We start from the raw sequence: 17,740 nt of genomic DNA on the forward strand, positions 1-17,740 counted from the left end.
CCGGTCATGAGCGGTCCGCCTCGGTGAACCTGATGACGCCGCGAATGTTGCGGCCCTCCAGCATGTCCCGGTAGCCGTCGTTGATCTGCTCCAGGGTGTACTCGCGTGTCACCATATCGTCGAGGTTGAGGCGGCCGAGCCGGTAGAGCGACAGCAGTTCGGGGATGTCGAACTGGGGGTTGCCGCCGCCGAACAGGCTGCCCTGCAGGCTCTTCTGCAGCAGCGTCAACCCGGCCAGGTTCAAGGTCGTGTCGGTGTCCAGCACGTTGCCCATCGCGGTCAGCACGCACGTGCCGCCCTTGGCCGTGAGACCCAGCCAGGACTCGACCGCGCTGCCCTCGGCACGGCCGACGGTGACGATCACCTTGCGGCACATGACGCCTCGGGTTGCCTCGGCGATCGGTGCCATCGCACTCTCGATGTCCGCGAAGACGTGGGTGGCACCGAACTCGAGGGCCTTCTGACGCTTCCACTCCACGGGGTCGATGGCGAACACGCGGCGCGCGCCCGCGATGGCCGCGCCCTGGAGCGCGGCGGTGCCGACACCGCCGATGCCGATGATGGCGACGTCCTCGCCAGCCTTGACGGCCGCGCTGCGGATGGCTGAACCGTAGCCGGTGGTGACCCCGCAGCCGACGAGGCAGGCCACCGCGAAGGGGATGTCCTTGTCGATCCTCACGACCGACGACTGGTGCACGACGGCATACGGGGCGAACGTGCCGAGCAGCGACATGGCGACGACGTCCGTGGCGTGCTCGCCGGTGTGGATGCGGAATGACCCGTCTGAGACCGACGCGCCCGCAAGCAGTCCCATGCCGAGGTCGCACAGGTTTCGCATCCCGGTCTGACAGGACCGGCACGTGCCGCACGACGGGATGAACGACATCACGACATGGTCGCCTACGGCCAGATCGCGCACGTCGGGCCCGACCTCGGTGATGACGCCTGCGCCCTCGTGCCCGCCGAGGATGGGGAACGCGGCCATTGGAATGTCACCGGTCATCAGGTGATGGTCCGAATGGCACAGCCCGGCCGCCTCCATCTGCACCTTGACCTCGCCGCGACGAGGATCGCCGATGTCGATCTCCTCGATCGACCAGGGCTGGTTGAAGCCCCAGACGAGGGCCCCCTTGGTCTTCATCGACTGTCCTCCAGTGTCGCCGCATCGGTGAGCATGTCGCGAAGCCGACGGACGTCGACCTTGCCGGTGGTGCCGCGGGGGATGGGGTCGTCGGAGTCCAGCAGCAGCCACACTGTCGGAATCTTGAACGAGCTGAGCAGTTCTCGCGCGGCGCTCCGCAGGCCGGCTTTGGTGGTGTTCGCGGCGTCGCAGACCACAGCGGCGCCCACCCGGTCGCCGCCACCACCGACCACGTTGGTGACGAAGGCGCCGTCGACACCGGAGATGGTCCGCAGCGCCGCCTCGACCTCGCTCGGATAGACGGTGGCCCCGCTCACCTTGAACATGTCATCGGACCTGCCGTGATAGAACATGAACCCGTCATCGTCGAGGTGGGCCAGGTCGCCAGTGGGGTAGAAGCCATCGGGGGTGAACAGGTCCTCGCGACTGCGTCTGCAGATACCCCGCAGAGTGTGCGGTCCGCGGATCTCGATCTCGCCGACGGTCCCGGCGGGCACCGGCGCGCGGTCGTCGACGTCGACGACGCGGATCTCCATGCCCTCGAAGGGGCGACCGCAACTGCCCCAGGCGGATTCGGGCATATCGGTGTCGGCGGGGTAGCCGCAGTACGGACCGAACGCCTCGGTCATGCCGAACAGCTTGGCCCGCGTCCCCGGGCGTCCGCGCAGTGCCTGCGGTAGCAGTGCGTCGAGGCTTCCCGGTCGCAGCGCAGACAGATCGACGCCGGTCGAACCCGATTGGCGGGCCAACGCCTCGGCCTGATCGGGCCATCCGCGGAACAGTGTGACGCGTTCGCGCTCGAGTAGCTCCAGCGTGGAGTCTGGTTGTGGAGCGGGTTCGGTGACCAGCGTCGCACCCGCCAGCAGGGCTGACAATACGCCAGCGCCGAAGCCCCCGACCCAGAAGAACGGCATCGGAAGGTACAGCCGGGTGCCAGTGTCGATGCAGCGTGGCGCCAGGCTTGAGGCCACCGCACGCAATGCGTTGCCATGCGAGTGCACAACACCTTTCGGTGTTCCGCTGCTGCCCGAGGTGAACATGATCACCAGCGGGTCGCTCGGGGTGAGCGCGGCGGTCATGGCCTCCACGACGGCGCGCATGTCATCGCCCGCGGCCGCCGCGGGGAGCGCCTGCGCCGCCCACACCGTGCGCAGGGCGGGCAGCACCGGGTGGTACAGCGTGCGACCGAGCACGCTGGTGGTGTCCAACTCCGCGGCGAGTTCGTCGGGGTAGCGGTGACCGCGGAACTCGGTGACGGTGATCAGCGTCTGGACTGACGCGGCGCGCAGTTGCGCGACCAGTTCCCGCGGCGCGAGAAGCGTACTCAGCGGCACCAGCACCGCCCCGATACGGCCGAGGGCCACGGCGATCTGCACCCAGCGGATGCCGTTGGGCATGATCAGGCCGACGCGGGTGCCCTTGCCGACACCCGCTGCGACGAAGGCGGCGGCCAACTCCAACGTCGTGGAATCGAGTGTGGCGTAGTCGATCCGCTCGGTGGGATCGATGACCGCCGGTTTCGTGCCGTACTCCGCGCACCCGCGACGGACGAGGGCGTCGAGAGTGTCAAGGGTGTCAGGTGTCTCAGGGGGGTCAGTCATCGAACACCTCGCGAAGGCGGCGGAGGTCGACCTTGCCGCTCGAGAGCAGCGGCACCTCGGTGACGGTGGCGACTCGGCGCGGCAGTTTGAACGCCGACAACTCCGAGGCGAGCAGGTCGCGCAGTGCCGACGGGTCGACGTGGTGTTCGGTGACGAGGACTGCGGCAACGATCTCACCGCGTTCGAGGTCGGGCAGACCGACGACGTGGGCGACCGTGCCGTCGGTGACCCGCGCGATGGCCTTCTCCACCTCGACGGGTGACACGTTGGCGCCGGCGGTCTTGATCATCGCGCCGCGCCGACCCAGGTAGTAGACGTAGCCGTCCTCATCCGTACGGACGTTGTCTCCGGTGTGAAACCACCCGTCGGGGTCGAAGCACTCCTCACGGCTGCGCCGGTGGTAGCGCTGCATGAGATACGGGCCGCGGATGAGCAGTTCGCCGACCGTGCCGTGTTCGACCACCGCGCCGGTGTCGGGGTCGACGACCCTCGTCTCGAATCCGGGTGCCGGTCGCCCGAATGAGCCGCGGCGCGCCTCGGGCTGATCCGATTCGTCGGCGTGTAGCAGGAATGTGCCGCCCGCCTCGGTGATCCCCAGCATGTTGTGTCGGCGGTCGGGATCGGCGGGGCGCACGTCGGCGGGCATGATCGGGTACAGGTTGCCGCGTCGCATGGATGACAGGTCGCGCCCCTGAAAGCTGTCGTGACGGGCGAGGTGGGCGACCGCTGCCGCGAAACCATTGGTCAGCGTGGGCCGTTCGGTCTCCAGTAGATCGAGGGTGGCACCCGCGTCGATCGCGTTGGAACATACCAGGGTGGCGCCGGCGACGAGGGTGGCGAGCAGGCCGAAGGCCAGACCGCCCACCCAGAAGAACGGTGAGTTGCAGAACAGCCGGTCATCGGCAGCCAGGCCGCGAATCTCATTGAGGTTGCGCTGGTGGCCGAGGACGCTTGCGTGGGTGTGCACGGCCCCCTTGGGAACGTCCGTGGATCCCGATGTGTAGACGATCGCCAGCGGATCCGACCCGTCGACGTCGTCCTGAAGCGCGGACAGCAGGTCGTCGTGCACGCCGTCGGCCAGGTTCGCGACCTCACTCTGGTCGAAAACGATATGGCGTAGTTGCGGTGCTCTCGCGATGAACAACGGCCGCGACGGCGGGAACTCCCGCACGCCGAGGGCCTCGGTCAGGCGGCCGACGTAGTCGTGTGAGCGATACGACGGTGCGGCGAGCAACACCGTGATGTCGGCGTGGGCGAGTTGCTCACCGAGTTCACGCGCCGTGGCGAACGTGGTGAACGGAACTGCGACAGCACCGATGCGGGTGACGGCCAGTATGCCGATGACGAAGTGGGCGCCGTTGGGGTAGAGCAGTCCGACGTGGCTGCCCTTGCCGACCCCGAGCGCGATGAGCCCCCGCGCGAGCAGTGCCGAACGACGCTCGGCGTCTTCGTAACTCAACCGCTCGGCATCGCAGATCAGCAGTGGGTGAGTGGTCCTCGTCCGCGCCTGACGGATCAGGACGGACGCGGTCGTCTCTGTGCTGGTCGCGATGTCAGGCGCCATGCCCACCTCGGGACGCGGCGAAGTGTGCCCGCACCGCGCCCAGATCGGCCTTGCCCGAAGGTGTTCTCGGGATGGTGTCGACGATCGCGATCTCGGTCGGGACCTCGTAGCGGGCCAGCCTGGTCCGCAGAAAGTCGGCGATCTCCTCCGTGCCGGTGTTGGCTTCGGTGCGCAACTCGACCATCGCCACCGGTGTCTCGCCGAGTCGCTCATCGGGGCGCGCCACCACGGCAGCACCGGCCACGGCGGGATGGGCTTCCAATGCCAGGCGCACATCGTCGGGCATGACCTTGAACCCGCCCCGGATGATCGCCTGATCGGCGCGACCGAGGACCCACAGGAAGCCGTCCTCGTCGATACGGGCCAGGTCCGTCGTGCGGATCCAGCCCGTTCCTGGGCCGAGCTGGCCGGGCTTGACCTCGAGCAGGCCGGGCACGCCCGGGTCGACGGGGTTACCGTCGTCGTCGATGACCCGCAGCTTCGCGCCGAGGGTGGCGCGGCCCACGCTGCCCCGCTTGTCGTGCCAGTAACGGGTGTGGTCGGCGAGGCTCCAACCGGCGACGCCACCACCGAATTCAGTTGCTGCATAGGACGTCAGCACCGGGATGCCGAACTTGTCGGTGAACGCATCGGCGTCCTCGGCCGACAGCGGCGCGGTACCTGAGGTCACCGCGAGTACGCCCGCGAGGTCGTCGCGGGTCAGGTCGGAGTGCAGCACCATGCGCAGCGCGGCGGGCACCAGTGACACCGCCTTTGGCCGGTGTTCGCGCACCACCTGTGCCCAGCGCTGCAACTCGAAGCGGGGGAGTAGGACGAACGGGCGGGCCTCGGTGACGCACTGCAGTACCCGGTAGACACCGCCGATGTGCACCAGGGGCGCGTTGACGATGGCGACACCGCGCCGCGGTTCTCCTGGGGCGGTGGCGGCCTCGGGGTTGGCGCCGAGTGCGCTGCGCGCCAACATGTCGTAGGTCAGGTCGATCCGCTTGGGCGGACCGGTGGTGCCGCTGGTCAGCATGCGGACCGCGACACCGGGTCGGGTATCTGCCGATGTGTGTGTCGGACAGGGTGATAGCCGCGGCGGTTCGGTCAGCGTCGACACCGTGACAGCGGTCATGGAGTCTGACGGTCTGACCAGTGCGGCCAGGTCGTCGGCCGTCCCGATGACGATGGACAGTCCCAGTGCCGCGATGTCATCCCTGGTGCGGTCATCGCCGCGTGCCGGATTGATGACCACGAGCGTCGCCTCGGCGAGCATCAGCCCCAGGAACGTCGCGACGTGGGCGGGTGTGTTGCGCAGCAGGACACCCACCTGCGGGTGCGACCCCCCGTGTTGTGCCACGACCGCGGCGATACGCCTCGCATGGTCGCCCACCTCGGCCCATGTCGACCAGTCGCCCTCGAACTCGATGGCGCGGGACTGTGGTGCGAGAGCGAGGACTTCGGTGATTCGCCGGGTCAGCGGATTCGCCATCAACGAATCCTCGGCGTCGGCGGACGACGACTCGGATCCAGCTCGGAGTCTCCGATGGCATTGCCGAGTCGGGTGTAGATCAAGCCCTGCTCGAGCGCTGCGCGGTACGGTTTGTCGAGCGACTCCCAGATGGCCTTGACGGTGCCCTGGGTCGCCGATGTCGGGTGCGCGGCAATCATGCTCGCGATCTCGTGCGCGCGGGCCCACAGCTGCTCGGTCCCTGTTCCCTCCACGATCTCGGACACCAAACCGATCCGCAGTGCGGTCTGCGCGCTGACGCGTTCGTCGTTGCCGGTCAAGGCGATTCGCAGTGTCTCACCGAGCCCGATGCGGCGCATCAGCCCGATCGGCTCCAGCGCACAGACCCGGCCGAAGCTGACATGGGAGTCGAAGAACGTGGCGTCGGCGGAGCAGATCACGACATCGGACTCGTTGACGTAGTAGAACGCCCCGGCGGTGCACATGCCCTGCACAGCACACACGACGGGCTTCCACATCTTCTGCCACTTCGGGCTGAGGAACTCGCCGGGATCCTCGTGGTTCCACACATTCGACGGCTGACCGTAGGGGGTCTTGACGTCGAGGCCCGCGGAGAACGCCTTCTCGCCGGCCCCGCGCAGTACCACCGCGTTGACCCGGTCGTCGAGTTTCACCGTGCGCCAGACGTCGGCCATCTCGTGGCACATGCGCCTGTCGAACGAGTTCAGCCGGTCCGGTCGGTTCAATGTCACGGTGGCGACTCGCGCCGCCTCGTCGACGTCGAGGAGGACTGTCTCGAAGGTTGGCATCACCGGCACTGCCAGTTCGGCGTCCGCTTCTCCATGAACGCGCGTGGCCCCTCGAGCGCGTCCTCCGTCCGCACGACCCTTTCCCGGAATGTCTCGGCCAGGATCTCGGCCTCGTGCAGGGGAAGGTCCAACGTCTTGTGGATGGCCAGGCGTGTTCCCCGGACGGCCAGTGGGGCGTTGGAGTTGATCACGTCGGCGATCTCGTGGGCCCGTTCGAGCAGTCGGTCGTGCTCGACGACCTCGCTGATCATGCCGAGGTCATACGCGCGCTGTGCGGTCATCCGCTCGTGCTTGCCCATCAGTGACATGCGCAACGCGATGTTGCGAGGCAGGACCCGAGCCAGGCGGACCATCTCGCGGCCGGCGACCAGGCCGATGCTCACATGCGGGTCGAAGAACGTCGCCCGATCCGAGGCGATGACCACGTCGCCGGTGGTGACCCAGTCCAGCCCTGCGCCACAGCAGATCCCGTTGATCGCGGCCAGCACCGGCTTGGCCATCCGGCGGAACGGCGGTGTGCCCTCCTGCGGAGCCTCCCACTGTTCATACGTCGACAGGTAGGGCCGCTCGTTGATGACCTTGCCGTCACCGGGGATCTCCGAGACGTCCGCGCCCGTGCAGAACGCGCGACCATTGGCGGTGACGATGAGGATCCAGACTTCGTCATCGTTCTCCGCCGCGTCATACGCGGTCCTCAGCTCGGTGATCATGTGCGGGCTCAGCGCGTTGAGCGCTTCGGGCCGGTTGAGCGTGATGGTCGCGGTGTGGCCGGTGACCTCATACGTGATCGCGTCGAATGCCATGGATTTCCCTTCGGTCATCGGCCGGTGAAGTCCGGTGCGCGGCGCTCGCGGAAGGCCGCGAGTCCCTCCTTGAAGTCTGCTGTCCGGCACGACAGTTCGAGGTTGTACAGCTCCTGGGTCATGGCCTGCTCCAGGGTGGCGTGCTGATTGGCCCGCATCGCCGACTTGGCCAACCCCAGCGCGACCGTTGGACCAGCGGCTAGCCGGGCCAGCAGGGCCTCGGCCACATCGTCCGCGTCCTGCGCGGTCGTGGCCTGGTGGATCATGCCCCAGTCGGCGGCGTCGGCGCCCGAGACCCTCTCGCCCAGCAACAGCATGCGCCGCGCCCTGGCCACGCCGACCAGGCGGGGCAACAGCCAGGTGGCGCCCGAGTCGGGGCTGAATCCGCGGTCCAGGAACGGTTCCCAGAACACCGCGTCGTCGGCGGCGACGGTGAAGTCGGCGGCAAGCGCGAGGTTGCAGCCCAGGCCGACTGCCCAGCCGCGAACCGTGCACACGACGGGAAGTGCGATTGCCCCGACGAGTTCGATGATGCGGTGCGAGGTCAGGGGGATGCGGCGGACCAGGTCCCCGGTGCGGGGGCGTGTCCCGCCTGATGCGTTGGTGGCCACCCAGTCGGCACCCGCGCAGAAGTCGTCGCCGGCTCCCCGAATGTGGATGGCGCGCAGGGCATCGTCGGTGGTGGCGTCCGTAAGTACCTGAACCAGCGTGTCGATCATTGTGTGGCTCAGGGAGTTCCGTCGATCGGGACGGTCGAGTACGAGACGCAGGATCGCACCGTCGTGAGACACGGTCACCGAGCCGGCGGCCTGGCTCTCACCGACAACCTCGCCGCTCTCTTGACTCACCGTGGATCGCCCCTTCCGCATCGTTACGGTTACCCATACAGTAGGCGCTACGATTGCTATCTTGTACAAGTTAGCAAGGAAAGGCCGCCTGCGGAAGCGCCGGCGCCCGAGTCGACGGAGGGGGTGGTCCGTGGCCGACGCACCGCGGTTTGGCGAGAAGCCGCTGCCACAGACCGTGGAAGCTGCCGCCGCCATCCGGCGACTGACGGGTCTGCTGCTGTCCATCGAGAACGAGCATCCCGCCGTCGACGACATGCTGGTCCGATTCGCGCAGTGGGAGGCCGACCTCGCCGAGGCGGCACCACCTGATGTCGCGCCCCGCATAGGTGCCGATCCGGACGGTCTGCGCAGGCTCTACCTAGACCACGCATTCGACGTCGGTGCCTACAACCCGAGCTTTCCCGAGTACCGCCTCGACGTCGTCGACGGCGACCCGGACACCGCGACCGGCACCGTCACGTTCCCGCTGAACTTCGAGGGACCGCCGGGCCTGGTGCACGGCGGCTTCCTCGGCGTGTTCTTCGATTGCGTGACACAGCACCACAATTGCGCCACCCGACTGTCGGGGAAGACGCGATCGCTCACCGTGAAGTACCGCCGACCGACGCCACTTCTGACCGAGTTGACCTTTGACGTGCAGCGTTGTGAGACCGAGCGCGGTCTGACCTCGACGGCCAGACTGCGGCTCGACGACGAGGTGCTGTGCATCGGACTGGTGGACACCGTGGCGCTGCCACCCGAGAGACTCACCGGCGCCGCTTTCGGCGCCAGGCAGCAGCGATGACAGTGGTCGAGCACCGGATTCGCCAGCCAAGGGTCGCCGAGATCCTCGCGGCACGCCTGCGCAACGACATCCTGTCGGGACGGCTGAAGCAGGGCGACATCCTGCCCTCTCAGGAGCAGCTGCTGGCCGAGTTCAGGGTGAGTCCGCCGGCGCTTCGCGAGGCCATCCACATCCTGGAGACCGACGGGCTGGTGTCGGTGCGGCGAGGGAACGTGGGCGGCGCCGTGGTGCACCTGCCGTCCTCGGAGCGGACCGCGCACATGATCGGCATGGTGTTGCAGTCACGCGACTCGACGCCTGCCGACGTCAGCGCGGCGCTGCTGTACCTGGAGCCCATCTGTGCCGGAATGTGCGCCGCCCGCGAGGACCGGTTGACCGAGGTGGTCCCGTACCTCGAAGCCGAGATCCGCAACCAGAGCGAGCAATTCGATGATGTGGCCGGCTACGTTCCCAACGCGCGTCGATTCCACGAGGCGCTGGTGGCGCGGTGCGGCAACGAACCGATGATTCTGCTGATCGGGTCCCTTGAGCTGATCTGGTCGGCACACGAGTCCGCGGTGTGGAGCGACGAGTCGTCCCCGATGGACTCACCCATGCGGGACAAGACGATGCGTGCGGCCCTGCGCGACCACCAACGCATGACCGACGCCATCCGTGATGGCAATCGCGACCGCGCCATGCGCATCGCGGCAGACCACCTCGCCGCCGCCCGGCGGCACACCATCGCCTTTGGCACCGACAAGACCATCGAGGCTCGGCTGATCTCGAACGTCGACCACGGATAAGCCGACCACGGATAGAGGGGTTCCACTATGACCACAGACACGACGACGACCGACGACCGCGTGCTGTTCGACGTCGACCCAGATCGCCGAATCGCGACCATCACACTGAACAACCCCAAGCAGCGCAACTCCTATGACGCAGCGATGCGCGACGCCATCGAGCGGTGTCTCGATCAGGTCGCCGAGGACGACGACATCACGGTGGTGATCCTCCGCGGCGTCGAGGGCGTCTTCTCCACCGGTGCGGACATGAACAACGCGTACGGCTGGTATGGCGACAAGGGTGAGGAGGCGGCCAGGCGTCGGCCCAGCCAACGCAGGCGACTCACCGTGGACCGCAAGTCATTCAGCTTCTATCACAACCTCATGGGGTTCCCGAAGATCACAGTGGGGGAGATCGGCGGCTACGCCCTGGGCGGCGGCTTCGAGATGGCGTTGATGACCGATATCTCCGTGATCGCCCGCGACACCCGCATCGGCATGCCCGCCACGCGCTTCCTCGGCCCGGCGCTGGGTAGCCTGCACATGTTCTTTCACCGCCTCGGGCCCGTGCTCGCGCGACGGATGCTGCTGACCGGCGACATCATCGCGGCCGGTGAGGTCGAGCACCTCGGGGTCTTCACCGAGACGTGCTCCCCGGAAGCCGTCACCGCCAGGGCCCGGTACTGGGCGGAGAAGGCGGCCAAGATGCCCGCCGACGGCGTCGTGATCGCCAAGGAGGCCTTCCGCATGGTCGAGCAGAGTCAGGCCTATCAGGGTGAGGAAGTGGCCAGCTACCTGTTCCACGCCTACGGGACGAACCTGCAGTTCGCGCCGGGTGAGTTCAATTTCGTCAAGACCCGTGCCCAGCACGGCACGAAGGAGGCGTTTCGGCTGCGTGACGAGCACTTCCACGTGCCCGAACCCGACGTTCGCTGACCACCTCCCGTCAGCGCTACAGTTTCTGCTAGTTTTGTAACGCAGTTAATCCACCGCCGGAGGCGGCCCAAGAACTGAGGTTTGAGACATGCCCACACCTGTCATCGTCGGAGCGGTCCGGACTGCCATCGGGCGGTCCTTCAAGGGCACGCTGGTCAATACGCCGCCGGAGACCCTCATCACCGCCGTGCTGCCCGAGGTGATCCGCCGCTCAGGCCTGGATCCTGCGGTCATCGACGACCTCATCTTCGCCGAATCCAACTACGGTGGTGGCGATCTCGCGCGCTACGCGGCGACGGCGACGGGCCTCGAGCACGTCCCCGGCCAGTCGGTGAACCGGCACTGCGCGGGCAGCCTGACCGCGATCGGCAACGCGTCGGCGCAGATCGGCTCCGGCATGGAGCGCGCCCTGATCGCCGGTGGCGTCCAGTCGCTGTCGATGACACCGTTGACCAACTGGCGCATCCCCGGCCCCGAGCTGAAGTTCGAGGAGCGCTGGATGACACCCACGCACGTCGAGACGCCGGACGCTCCGATGAAGGACATGTCGATCACGGTCGGCTGGAACACCGCGCAGGCCGCGGGTATCAGCCGTGAGGAGATGGACGCCTGGGCAGCTCGCAGCCATCAGCGCGCCGTCGCAGCCCAGGACGCAGGCAAGTTCGCCGACGAGATCCTGCCGCTGAAGATCACCCAGTTCGACGGCTCGGTCACCGAGTTCGCCGTCGACGAGCATCCGCGGCGTGACACCACAGTCGAGAAGCTCGCCGGGCTCAAGGTGCTGCATCCCGAGATCGAGGGCTTCTCCATCACCGCCGGCAACGCCAGCGGCACCAATGACGCATGCGCCGCGGTAGCGGTCGCAGAGCGCGATCTCGCCCTTGCGGAGAACCTGGACGTCATGGCGACCGTCAAGGCGTGGGCGTCCATCGGCGTCGCGCCGCGCGACACCGGGCTCGGCGGCGTGAAGGTCATCGGCAAGGTTCTTCAGCGCGCAGGCCTGAAGCCGTCGGATGTCACGCTGTGGGAGATCAACGAGGCGTTCGCGTCGGTGCCGATCGCAGCGTGCAAGGAGTACGGCCTCGACGAGGATCTCGTCAACTTCTCCGGCAGCGGATGCAGCCTCGGCCATCCCATCTCGGCGTCGGGCGCCCGGATGGTGACGACCCTGATCTACGAGCTGCGTCGCCGCGGCGGCGGTATCGGTGTCGCGGCGATGTGCGCAGGCGGCGGCCAGGGCGGCGCCGTCGTCATCGAGGTGTAAGCCAGCTACCGCGCCGGGTTAAATGGGCGCTACCGCGCCGGGCTAAATGGGCGCTACCGCGCCGTGGCCTTGCGTCGCGGCGCGGCGGCCGCCCGCCGCGGAGCGGGCCCGTCCGCCTGCTCGGCGATGAGCCGAGCGGCGTGATCGAGGATGCAGTTGAGTCCGTACTCGAAGCTCTTGTCATCCGATGCGCCGATGCGGTGGCCCTCCTCGGTCACCTTGGCGAGAAGGGGCGCGGTCTCGGCGTCGATGACCATGACCTCCTCGAAGTCGCCTGGTCCGCCGTCGACCGAGCGGTTCTTGTCGTAGAGCCGCTGCAGGACGACAGATCCACGCACGTGAACCGACACCGCGGAGTACGTGTCGAAGGCGTCCTCGGGGGAGAGGCCGGCCTCCGCCAGGCTCTCGATCGCCTTCTCCACAGCGGCGACGCCCATCTTGGCCGCGCGAGGAGACAGCGCCGAGCGGATCAGGATCAGGTCGCACAGGATGGGGTTCCCCATGAATGTCTTGCGCATGGTCCAGGCGTGGTTGCGCAATGTCTCGCGCCAATCCTTGGCCTCGACGTAGGGGGTCGCGAAGACGTACTGCTTCAGCGCGCGGTCCGTCATCGCGTTGAGCAGATCGTCCTTCTTGCGGAAGTACCAGTAGATGCTGGTGACGCCGACACCGAGGTGTTTGCCCAGCAGGGGCATGCTCAGGTTGTCGATCCCGACGTCCTCGGCGAGTTCGAAGGCGCCCTTGATAATGTCGTCGGGATTGATGGAGCCGCGTTCGCGGCGTTGCCGCTTCTCGCCGGTCACTTGCTTGGCCACTGGGGCACCTCCATCGGGTTCGCGGCGGACGTCAATCTACCGGCAACGGCCGTGTGAACCGCGGCTAGAATCTGCGTGTCCCGGTGCACACGTCACCGTAGACCTTACCGGTAGGCATACGGTCGGGGTCTCGTTACGCCTGGGCGTGCGCGTGCGTGAAGGTATTGGCGAGAAATCGACGAGACGTCGAACACTTCTTCACGTTCGCGCTGTCGGGCCCTAATGCCTTGTTGAGCAAGGGATTAGCTCGATGGCAGTTCAATCGAGCAATGGCCTGTCGGACGGTACTGAAACACCTATAGTAGGTTTCACGGTGCACTTACCGTGTCGTGAATCACGATAACCATCTCGCGAAGGGGCCCACGTGTCCGAAGAAGTAGTCCTCACAGAGCGACGGGGACGGACTCTCGTCGTCACCATCAACCGTCCCGAGGCGCGTAACGCGTTCAACCTTGCCGTCGCGCAGGGGCTCGCCGACGCGGTGGACGAACTCGACGACACCCCGGAACTCTCGGTCGCCATCATCACCGGCGCCGGCGGAAACTTCTGTGCGGGGATGGACCTCAAGGCATTCATGGCCGGCGAGGTGCCCGCGATCCCCGGACGCGGGATCGGCTTCACCGAGCGTCCACCGCGCAAGCCGCTGATCGCCGCGGTGGAGGGGTACGCGCTGGCCGGAGGCACCGAGATCGTGCTGGCCACCGACCTTGTCGTCGCTGCCAAGAACGCGAAGTTCGGTATCCCCGAGGTGAAGCGTGGCCTGGTGGCAGCGGGTGGCGGACTGCTGCGGCTGCCGCACCGCATTCCGTACCAGAAGGCGCTCGAGCTGGCGCTCACAGGTGACAGCTTCACGGCCGAGGACGCTGCGCAATGGGGCTTCGTCAACGTCCTGACCGAGGCGGGCGGCGCACTCGACGGAGCCCTGGCACTGGCCGAGCGCATCACCAAGAACGGTCCGCTGGCCGTGGCGGTGACCAAGGAGATCATCGCCAAGTCCGCCAGCTGGAGCGAGGACGAGATGTGGGCCAAGCAGCAGGAGCTGATCCTGCCGGTGTTCTCGTCCAAGGACGCGATGGAGGGTGCCACCGCCTTCGCTGAGAAGCGCGCGCCGAACTGGACCGGTTCCTGACCGACGGGGTGGTGGCGTGGACCTAGGTTTCACCAACGCGACCGCCGTCGTCGTCGGCGGTGGTCGTGGAATGGGTCTGGCGACGGCCCGGTGCCTGGCGCAGGACGGCGCCAGGGTGGCCGTCGTCGGACGCTCCGCCGAGGTGCTCGAGGCGGCCGCGGCCGAACTGAGTCGGTGCGGTAGCCCCGATTCGGTTGCCGTGGTCGCCGACATCTCGGACGCCGACCAAGTGGAGCGGGTGTTCGCCGACATCGGACGGCGTTGGGACGGTGAACTCAACGTCCTGATCAACACCGTGGGCCCAGGCGCGGCCGGCTCGTTCGAGGAACTCACCGACGATCAGTGGCATGCGGCCGTCGACGACGGCGCGATGGGCATGGTGCGGTGCGTGCGCGCCGCGCTTCCGCTGCTGCGCAAGGCGCAGTGGGCCCGAATCGTGAACTTCTCCGCACACTCGACGCAACGCCAGAGCACCAGGCTCCCTGCCTACACCGCGGCCAAGGCGATGGTGAACAGCGTCTCGAAGAACCTGTCGCTGCTGCTTGCGCCGGATGCGATCCTGGTCAACGTCGTCTCGCCCGGCAGCATCGCATCCGAGGCTCTACTCGGCTGGGCCGACTCGGTCGGCGTCGACGGCTCCGACCCGTACCGCCTGATGCAGGCGATCGACGAACACTTCGGCCATCCGGCGCACCTGCCCCGCGCGGGCCTGCCCGACGAGATCGGACCGGTCGCGGCATTCCTGGCGTCACGCCGCAATTCCTACATGACCGGCGCGAACGTCAACGTCGACGGCGGTAGCGACTTCACCTGAGGTTTCACCAGATCAACTCTGCAGGGAGCGGCGCATGGCGAATGCAAGGGATGCACGCGAGTGGGCCCGCACCGCGCTGCGGGGGATAGGTGACTCCCTCTACACACCGTTCTGCGGCACCGACGGCGATGACATCGACTGGGACGCCTACCGGGCCCTGGTGCGGCATTGCATCGGCACGCTCGACCATCAGATGCTCTGGTGCACAAGCGGGTTGGCCGAGTTCTGGGCGCTGACCATCGGAGAGCGCAAGCGTCTGCTCGAGGTGGCGATCGCCGAGGCGCGCGTGATCAAACCCGATGTCGTGATCCAGGCGTGCACATCGGCCACCGCGGCCAAGGACTGCGTCGAGCTGACCCGGCACGCGCAGGAGGTGGGTGCCGACATCGTCTACATCCAGACACCGATGATGGAGGCGCACGGAGGACACGGCGTGCTGGACTTCTTCCGTTACGTCGCCGATCGCACCGACATCGCGCTCGGGATGTTCAACTCACCGTCATCTGGATATGTGCTGACACCGGCCGAGGGTGCGCGTATCGCCGCCGAGATCCCCGCGGTGTGCGCCACCAAGGAGGGTGCCTTCCGCCCGGGCAGCAGTCGGATGCTGCACGAACTCGCCCCCGAGTTGTTGATCTGGGAGTGCGACACGACGGTCTACCGGGCCGGGTGGCTGCGCGATGGCATTGTGGTCCCCGCGCTCCTCGGGACAAGCGGCTACCTGTTCGAGACACCGCAGCGCCGTATCTTCAGCGAGTACTGGAACCTGGTGTGGGACGACAAACTCGTCGAGGCGATGGACTACGCGCGCACGTCGGGACTGGACCAGTTCGAGCTGGACCGCGGCCCGTGGTTCACCTGCTATCCCGGCCGCGCGGACTACTTCACGCACTGGGGTGGCGCGTTCAAGTACGCGGCTTCGCTGCTGGGTCTGCCGATCGGTGACTACCCGCACTCGCGACCGCCGCAGGCGCACTTGCCGCATGAGGCAAAGACTCAGATTCGTGAGGCCTACGCGCGTATTGGCCTGCTGGAGAACTGAATCCGGGGCCTGACGACACGGTCGCGTCGTCAGGCCCCGGAGGCTCAGTTCATGTCAGCGCAGCTCACTCACCGCCGCTGGACTTGTTGTCACTGCCACCCGACTTGTTGTCGCTGGACTTGGACTTGCTCTCGTTGGACTTGCTGTCGTCGGACTTGGCGTTGTCCGACTTGCTGTCATTGGACTTCTTGTCGTCTGACTTGGTGTCATCCGACTTGCTGTTGTCGGACTTGCTGTCATCCGACTTGCTGTTGTCGGACTTGGTGTCCGACGGCTTGGTGTCGCTGGGCTTGGTGTCGGACGGCTTGGTGCCGTTGTCCGTGCCGCCCTGCGCGCCTTCGCTTTCGCCACCATCGGTGGCTCCAGTCTCGCTGTCGGTGCCACCATCCGTCTCATCGACGGGGGTGGTGCCGCTACCGTTGCCCGCACCCTCAGGCTCGGGTGAGGTGACCACGGCGTCGGTCGAACCGTCGGTGGTTGCGCCCTCGTCGACAGCCGGGGCGGTTTCGACTGCAGCAGTTGGAGTCTCGAGCGTGAGCTGGAGGGTACCGCTGCTGGGGATGTCGCTCGGCGACGCCGATACCAGGGTCGCGTCTGCCACGGAGGTGGTGACCACTGCCGGTGCAACCGGCGGAGCGGGCCGTGGGAACTGCAGAGCCTTGGCGATCTCCTCCGGCACTTGGCGGAAGAAGAAGTCGAAGGTCCCCGTCGGGGAGAGGAGGCCAGGGAACGTCTGTCCGGGGCCGGGAGGGAAGGGACCGTCGGGGTCGCCAACGAATGCCGGAATGTACCCGTTGACGAAGGCGTTGACGATCCTTGCCGGTGCGTTGATCAGCTCGCTGATCGCGGTCTGGATGTCGCCGGCCTGGACCGCGGCCCCGAAAGCGTCGAAAATCTCCATGGTTTGGAACATCGCGGTGACTGGCGGGCCCAGCAATGCCCTTGCGAGATTGCCGATCACAGCGCGTGACAGCAAGCCGGGGCCGGCGATCTGGGCTCCGGGCGCAGATGTGACCATCCAGGAGGTGCCGAGGATGCGGGCGAGCGGCTCGAGGCCGATGGAGTCCAGGAAATCGCCAGGAACCCTGAAGGCGTCCAGCATCTGGCCACGGAAGTCAGACAAACCGGCCGTCAAGAACCAGTAGTTGACCTCGGCAAACGACTCGAGGAACTTGCCCTGTGCGAGGAGGCCCGCCGAGGTCTGCAGGACTCCCGGAAGGGCTCCGAGCGCCTCCTGGAGCTGCCCGGTAAAACCTGCAGCCGCGGCGCCGAGGCGCCCCCCGAACTCCGGAAGTGTTGCCAGTGCGTTCAGCATGCGGTGCGGGTTGAAGCCGGTGAACATGCCGGCGAACTGGGCCTGGACCGCCGGATTGCTGAGCGCCTGCGTCAGCGCGGCCGCGGAGGCCGAGACGCCGGTGCCCAGCGTACCCAGAGCGGTGAACGTGTTGGTGAAGGTCTTCTGCCACTCGGTGATCGGATTGGCGAACGCCGAGAGTTCAACGGCTGCCGCTCGCACGTCGGGCATGGCCGGTGTCGCAATCACGGGATTGACGGCGATGACACCGGCGCTGGCCATTGCGACGCCAACCACCAGAAACTTGGTGCTGCGGGTTGGCGACGCTGGGCGTTGCGACGTGTAGTCGCAATCCACCGAGTCGGCACGAAGAGCTAGTTGCACGGTTTCTCCTGATCAATGTGGCGAAGTTGCCTGTGAGTCGCCTGGACGTTAGCTGAGCCTTACCTGTGTAACAACAGGTAAGGCTTGCCTTCTCTCAGCGGGCTCACAGGAATTTGCGGATCGGCGAGTTCGGCTGGGTGCTTAGCGAATCTAGATTCATGTGCGCACGGTGAACGGGCGTGAGCCACGGGCCGGTTCGACGCCGGTCGGCGGAGGTTGGCCGCGTCGGCGATTGTGTTCCCAGCCCTATGGCGGAGAGCGCTACCGATAGGTATACAGTATGTGCATACAT

16 protein-coding genes are annotated in these 17,740 nt (G+C 66.9%); 7 read left to right on the forward strand and 9 right to left on the reverse strand.

All coding sequences use genetic code 11. The features are described 5' to 3' along the window. Positions 1-4 precede the first annotated feature (4 nt). From ACZY0X_RS17540 to ACZY0X_RS17570, 7 genes are read right to left on the reverse strand one after another with little or no spacing between them, the layout of a single operon-like run. Positions 5-1,141 (reverse strand): NDMA-dependent alcohol dehydrogenase, encoded by a 1,137-nt coding sequence (locus ACZY0X_RS17540; RefSeq protein WP_463772170.1) that lies wholly within the window; start codon positions 1,139-1,141, stop codon positions 5-7. Further along, positions 1,138-2,742 carry a class I adenylate-forming enzyme family protein gene (locus ACZY0X_RS17545; RefSeq protein WP_463772172.1) on the reverse strand — a complete coding sequence of 535 codons (1,605 nt, stop codon included), beginning with the start codon at positions 2,740-2,742 and terminating at the stop codon, positions 1,138-1,140. Before ACZY0X_RS17545 ends, ACZY0X_RS17540 begins: the two co-directional genes overlap by 4 nt. Next, complete coding sequence (locus ACZY0X_RS17550; RefSeq protein WP_463772173.1) at positions 2,735-4,306, reverse strand: class I adenylate-forming enzyme family protein; 1,572 nt, start codon at positions 4,304-4,306, stop codon at positions 2,735-2,737. The genes ACZY0X_RS17545 and ACZY0X_RS17550 overlap by 8 nt, the downstream gene beginning before the upstream one ends. Continuing rightward, positions 4,296-5,780, reverse strand: coding sequence for a class I adenylate-forming enzyme family protein (locus tag ACZY0X_RS17555; RefSeq protein WP_463772175.1), 1,485 nt, complete (start codon positions 5,778-5,780; stop codon positions 4,296-4,298). The genes ACZY0X_RS17550 and ACZY0X_RS17555 overlap by 11 nt, the downstream gene beginning before the upstream one ends. Then, positions 5,780-6,568 carry an enoyl-CoA hydratase/isomerase family protein gene (locus ACZY0X_RS17560; RefSeq protein ID WP_463772176.1) on the reverse strand — a complete coding sequence of 263 codons (789 nt, stop codon included), beginning with the start codon at positions 6,566-6,568 and terminating at the stop codon, positions 5,780-5,782. Before ACZY0X_RS17560 ends, ACZY0X_RS17555 begins: the two co-directional genes overlap by 1 nt. After that, positions 6,568-7,371: an enoyl-CoA hydratase/isomerase family protein gene (locus ACZY0X_RS17565; protein WP_463772178.1), complete on the reverse strand. Its 804-nt coding sequence runs from the start codon at positions 7,369-7,371 to the stop codon at positions 6,568-6,570. Before ACZY0X_RS17565 ends, ACZY0X_RS17560 begins: the two co-directional genes overlap by 1 nt. A gap of 14 nt (positions 7,372-7,385) precedes the next feature. Next, positions 7,386-8,240: an enoyl-CoA hydratase/isomerase family protein gene (locus tag ACZY0X_RS17570; protein ID WP_463772180.1), complete on the reverse strand. Its 855-nt coding sequence runs from the start codon at positions 8,238-8,240 to the stop codon at positions 7,386-7,388. 109 nt (positions 8,241-8,349) lie between these two features. On the opposite strand from ACZY0X_RS17570, the gene ACZY0X_RS17575 reads away from it, so the two are divergent. The 4 genes from ACZY0X_RS17575 to ACZY0X_RS17590 all read left to right on the forward strand — a co-directional run bounded on the left by ACZY0X_RS17575 (position 8,350) and on the right by ACZY0X_RS17590 (position 11,970). After that, a complete protein-coding gene (locus tag ACZY0X_RS17575; RefSeq protein WP_463772181.1) occupies positions 8,350-9,003 on the forward strand; it encodes a hotdog family protein in 654 nt (217 codons plus the stop codon). Further along, positions 9,000-9,788, forward strand: a complete 789-nt coding sequence (locus ACZY0X_RS17580; RefSeq protein WP_463772183.1) for a FadR/GntR family transcriptional regulator — start codon at positions 9,000-9,002, stop codon at positions 9,786-9,788. Before ACZY0X_RS17575 ends, ACZY0X_RS17580 begins: the two co-directional genes overlap by 4 nt. A 27-nt stretch (positions 9,789-9,815) precedes the next feature. Next, complete coding sequence (locus ACZY0X_RS17585; RefSeq protein ID WP_463772184.1) at positions 9,816-10,706, forward strand: enoyl-CoA hydratase/isomerase family protein; 891 nt, start codon at positions 9,816-9,818, stop codon at positions 10,704-10,706. An 88-nt stretch (positions 10,707-10,794) separates the two neighbouring features. Beyond that, positions 10,795-11,970: a thiolase family protein gene (locus ACZY0X_RS17590; protein ID WP_463772186.1), complete on the forward strand. Its 1,176-nt coding sequence runs from the start codon at positions 10,795-10,797 to the stop codon at positions 11,968-11,970. 53 nt (positions 11,971-12,023) lie between these two features. Here ACZY0X_RS17590 and ACZY0X_RS17595 read toward each other — a convergent pair whose 3' ends face one another. Further along, positions 12,024-12,785, reverse strand: coding sequence for a TetR/AcrR family transcriptional regulator (locus ACZY0X_RS17595; protein ID WP_463772188.1), 762 nt, complete (start codon positions 12,783-12,785; stop codon positions 12,024-12,026). A gap of 364 nt (positions 12,786-13,149) precedes the next feature. Here ACZY0X_RS17595 and ACZY0X_RS17600 point away from each other — a divergent pair, with 364 nt between their 5' ends. The 3 genes from ACZY0X_RS17600 to ACZY0X_RS17610 are packed head-to-tail and all read left to right on the forward strand — an operon-like array spanning position 13,150 to position 15,770. Continuing rightward, a complete protein-coding gene (locus ACZY0X_RS17600) occupies positions 13,150-13,914 on the forward strand; it encodes a crotonase/enoyl-CoA hydratase family protein (RefSeq protein ID WP_463772189.1) in 765 nt (254 codons plus the stop codon). A gap of 16 nt (positions 13,915-13,930) precedes the next feature. Further along, positions 13,931-14,728: an SDR family NAD(P)-dependent oxidoreductase gene (locus ACZY0X_RS17605; RefSeq protein ID WP_463772190.1), complete on the forward strand. Its 798-nt coding sequence runs from the start codon at positions 13,931-13,933 to the stop codon at positions 14,726-14,728. Between the two features lie 34 nt (positions 14,729-14,762). Then, positions 14,763-15,770, forward strand: coding sequence for a dihydrodipicolinate synthase family protein (locus tag ACZY0X_RS17610; protein ID WP_463772191.1), 1,008 nt, complete (start codon positions 14,763-14,765; stop codon positions 15,768-15,770). Positions 15,771-15,834: 64 nt separating this feature from the next. Here the strand turns inward: ACZY0X_RS17610 and ACZY0X_RS17615 are convergent, their stop codons facing one another. Then, entirely contained in the window at positions 15,835-17,448 is a 1,614-nt protein-coding gene (locus ACZY0X_RS17615; protein ID WP_463772193.1) for a hypothetical protein, read from the reverse strand. Between the last annotated feature and the right edge of the window lie 292 nt (positions 17,449-17,740).

The sequence above is a fragment of the Mycobacterium sp. IDUB_39 genome (assembly GCF_055419205.1).

What these genes read in the sequence shown, in the direction of transcription:
- ACZY0X_RS17540 (WP_463772170.1), bottom strand. Translation starts at nt 1,141, where the DNA reads ATGAAGACCAAGGGGGCCCTCGTCTGGGGCTTCAACCAGCCCTGGTCG.
- ACZY0X_RS17545 (WP_463772172.1), bottom strand. Translation starts at nt 2,742, where the DNA reads ATGACTGACCCCCCTGAGACACCTGACACCCTTGACACTCTCGACGCC.
- ACZY0X_RS17550 (WP_463772173.1), bottom strand. Translation starts at nt 4,306, where the DNA reads ATGGCGCCTGACATCGCGACCAGCACAGAGACGACCGCGTCCGTCCTG.
- ACZY0X_RS17555 (WP_463772175.1), bottom strand. Translation starts at nt 5,780, where the DNA reads ATGGCGAATCCGCTGACCCGGCGAATCACCGAAGTCCTCGCTCTCGCA.
- ACZY0X_RS17560 (WP_463772176.1), bottom strand. Translation starts at nt 6,568, where the DNA reads ATGCCAACCTTCGAGACAGTCCTCCTCGACGTCGACGAGGCGGCGCGA.
- ACZY0X_RS17565 (WP_463772178.1), bottom strand. Translation starts at nt 7,371, where the DNA reads ATGGCATTCGACGCGATCACGTATGAGGTCACCGGCCACACCGCGACC.
- ACZY0X_RS17570 (WP_463772180.1), bottom strand. Translation starts at nt 8,240, where the DNA reads ATGCGGAAGGGGCGATCCACGGTGAGTCAAGAGAGCGGCGAGGTTGTC.
- ACZY0X_RS17580 (WP_463772183.1), top strand. Translation starts at nt 9,000, where the DNA reads ATGACAGTGGTCGAGCACCGGATTCGCCAGCCAAGGGTCGCCGAGATC.
- ACZY0X_RS17585 (WP_463772184.1), top strand. Translation starts at nt 9,816, where the DNA reads ATGACCACAGACACGACGACGACCGACGACCGCGTGCTGTTCGACGTC.
- ACZY0X_RS17590 (WP_463772186.1), top strand. Translation starts at nt 10,795, where the DNA reads ATGCCCACACCTGTCATCGTCGGAGCGGTCCGGACTGCCATCGGGCGG.
- ACZY0X_RS17610 (WP_463772191.1), top strand. Translation starts at nt 14,763, where the DNA reads ATGGCGAATGCAAGGGATGCACGCGAGTGGGCCCGCACCGCGCTGCGG.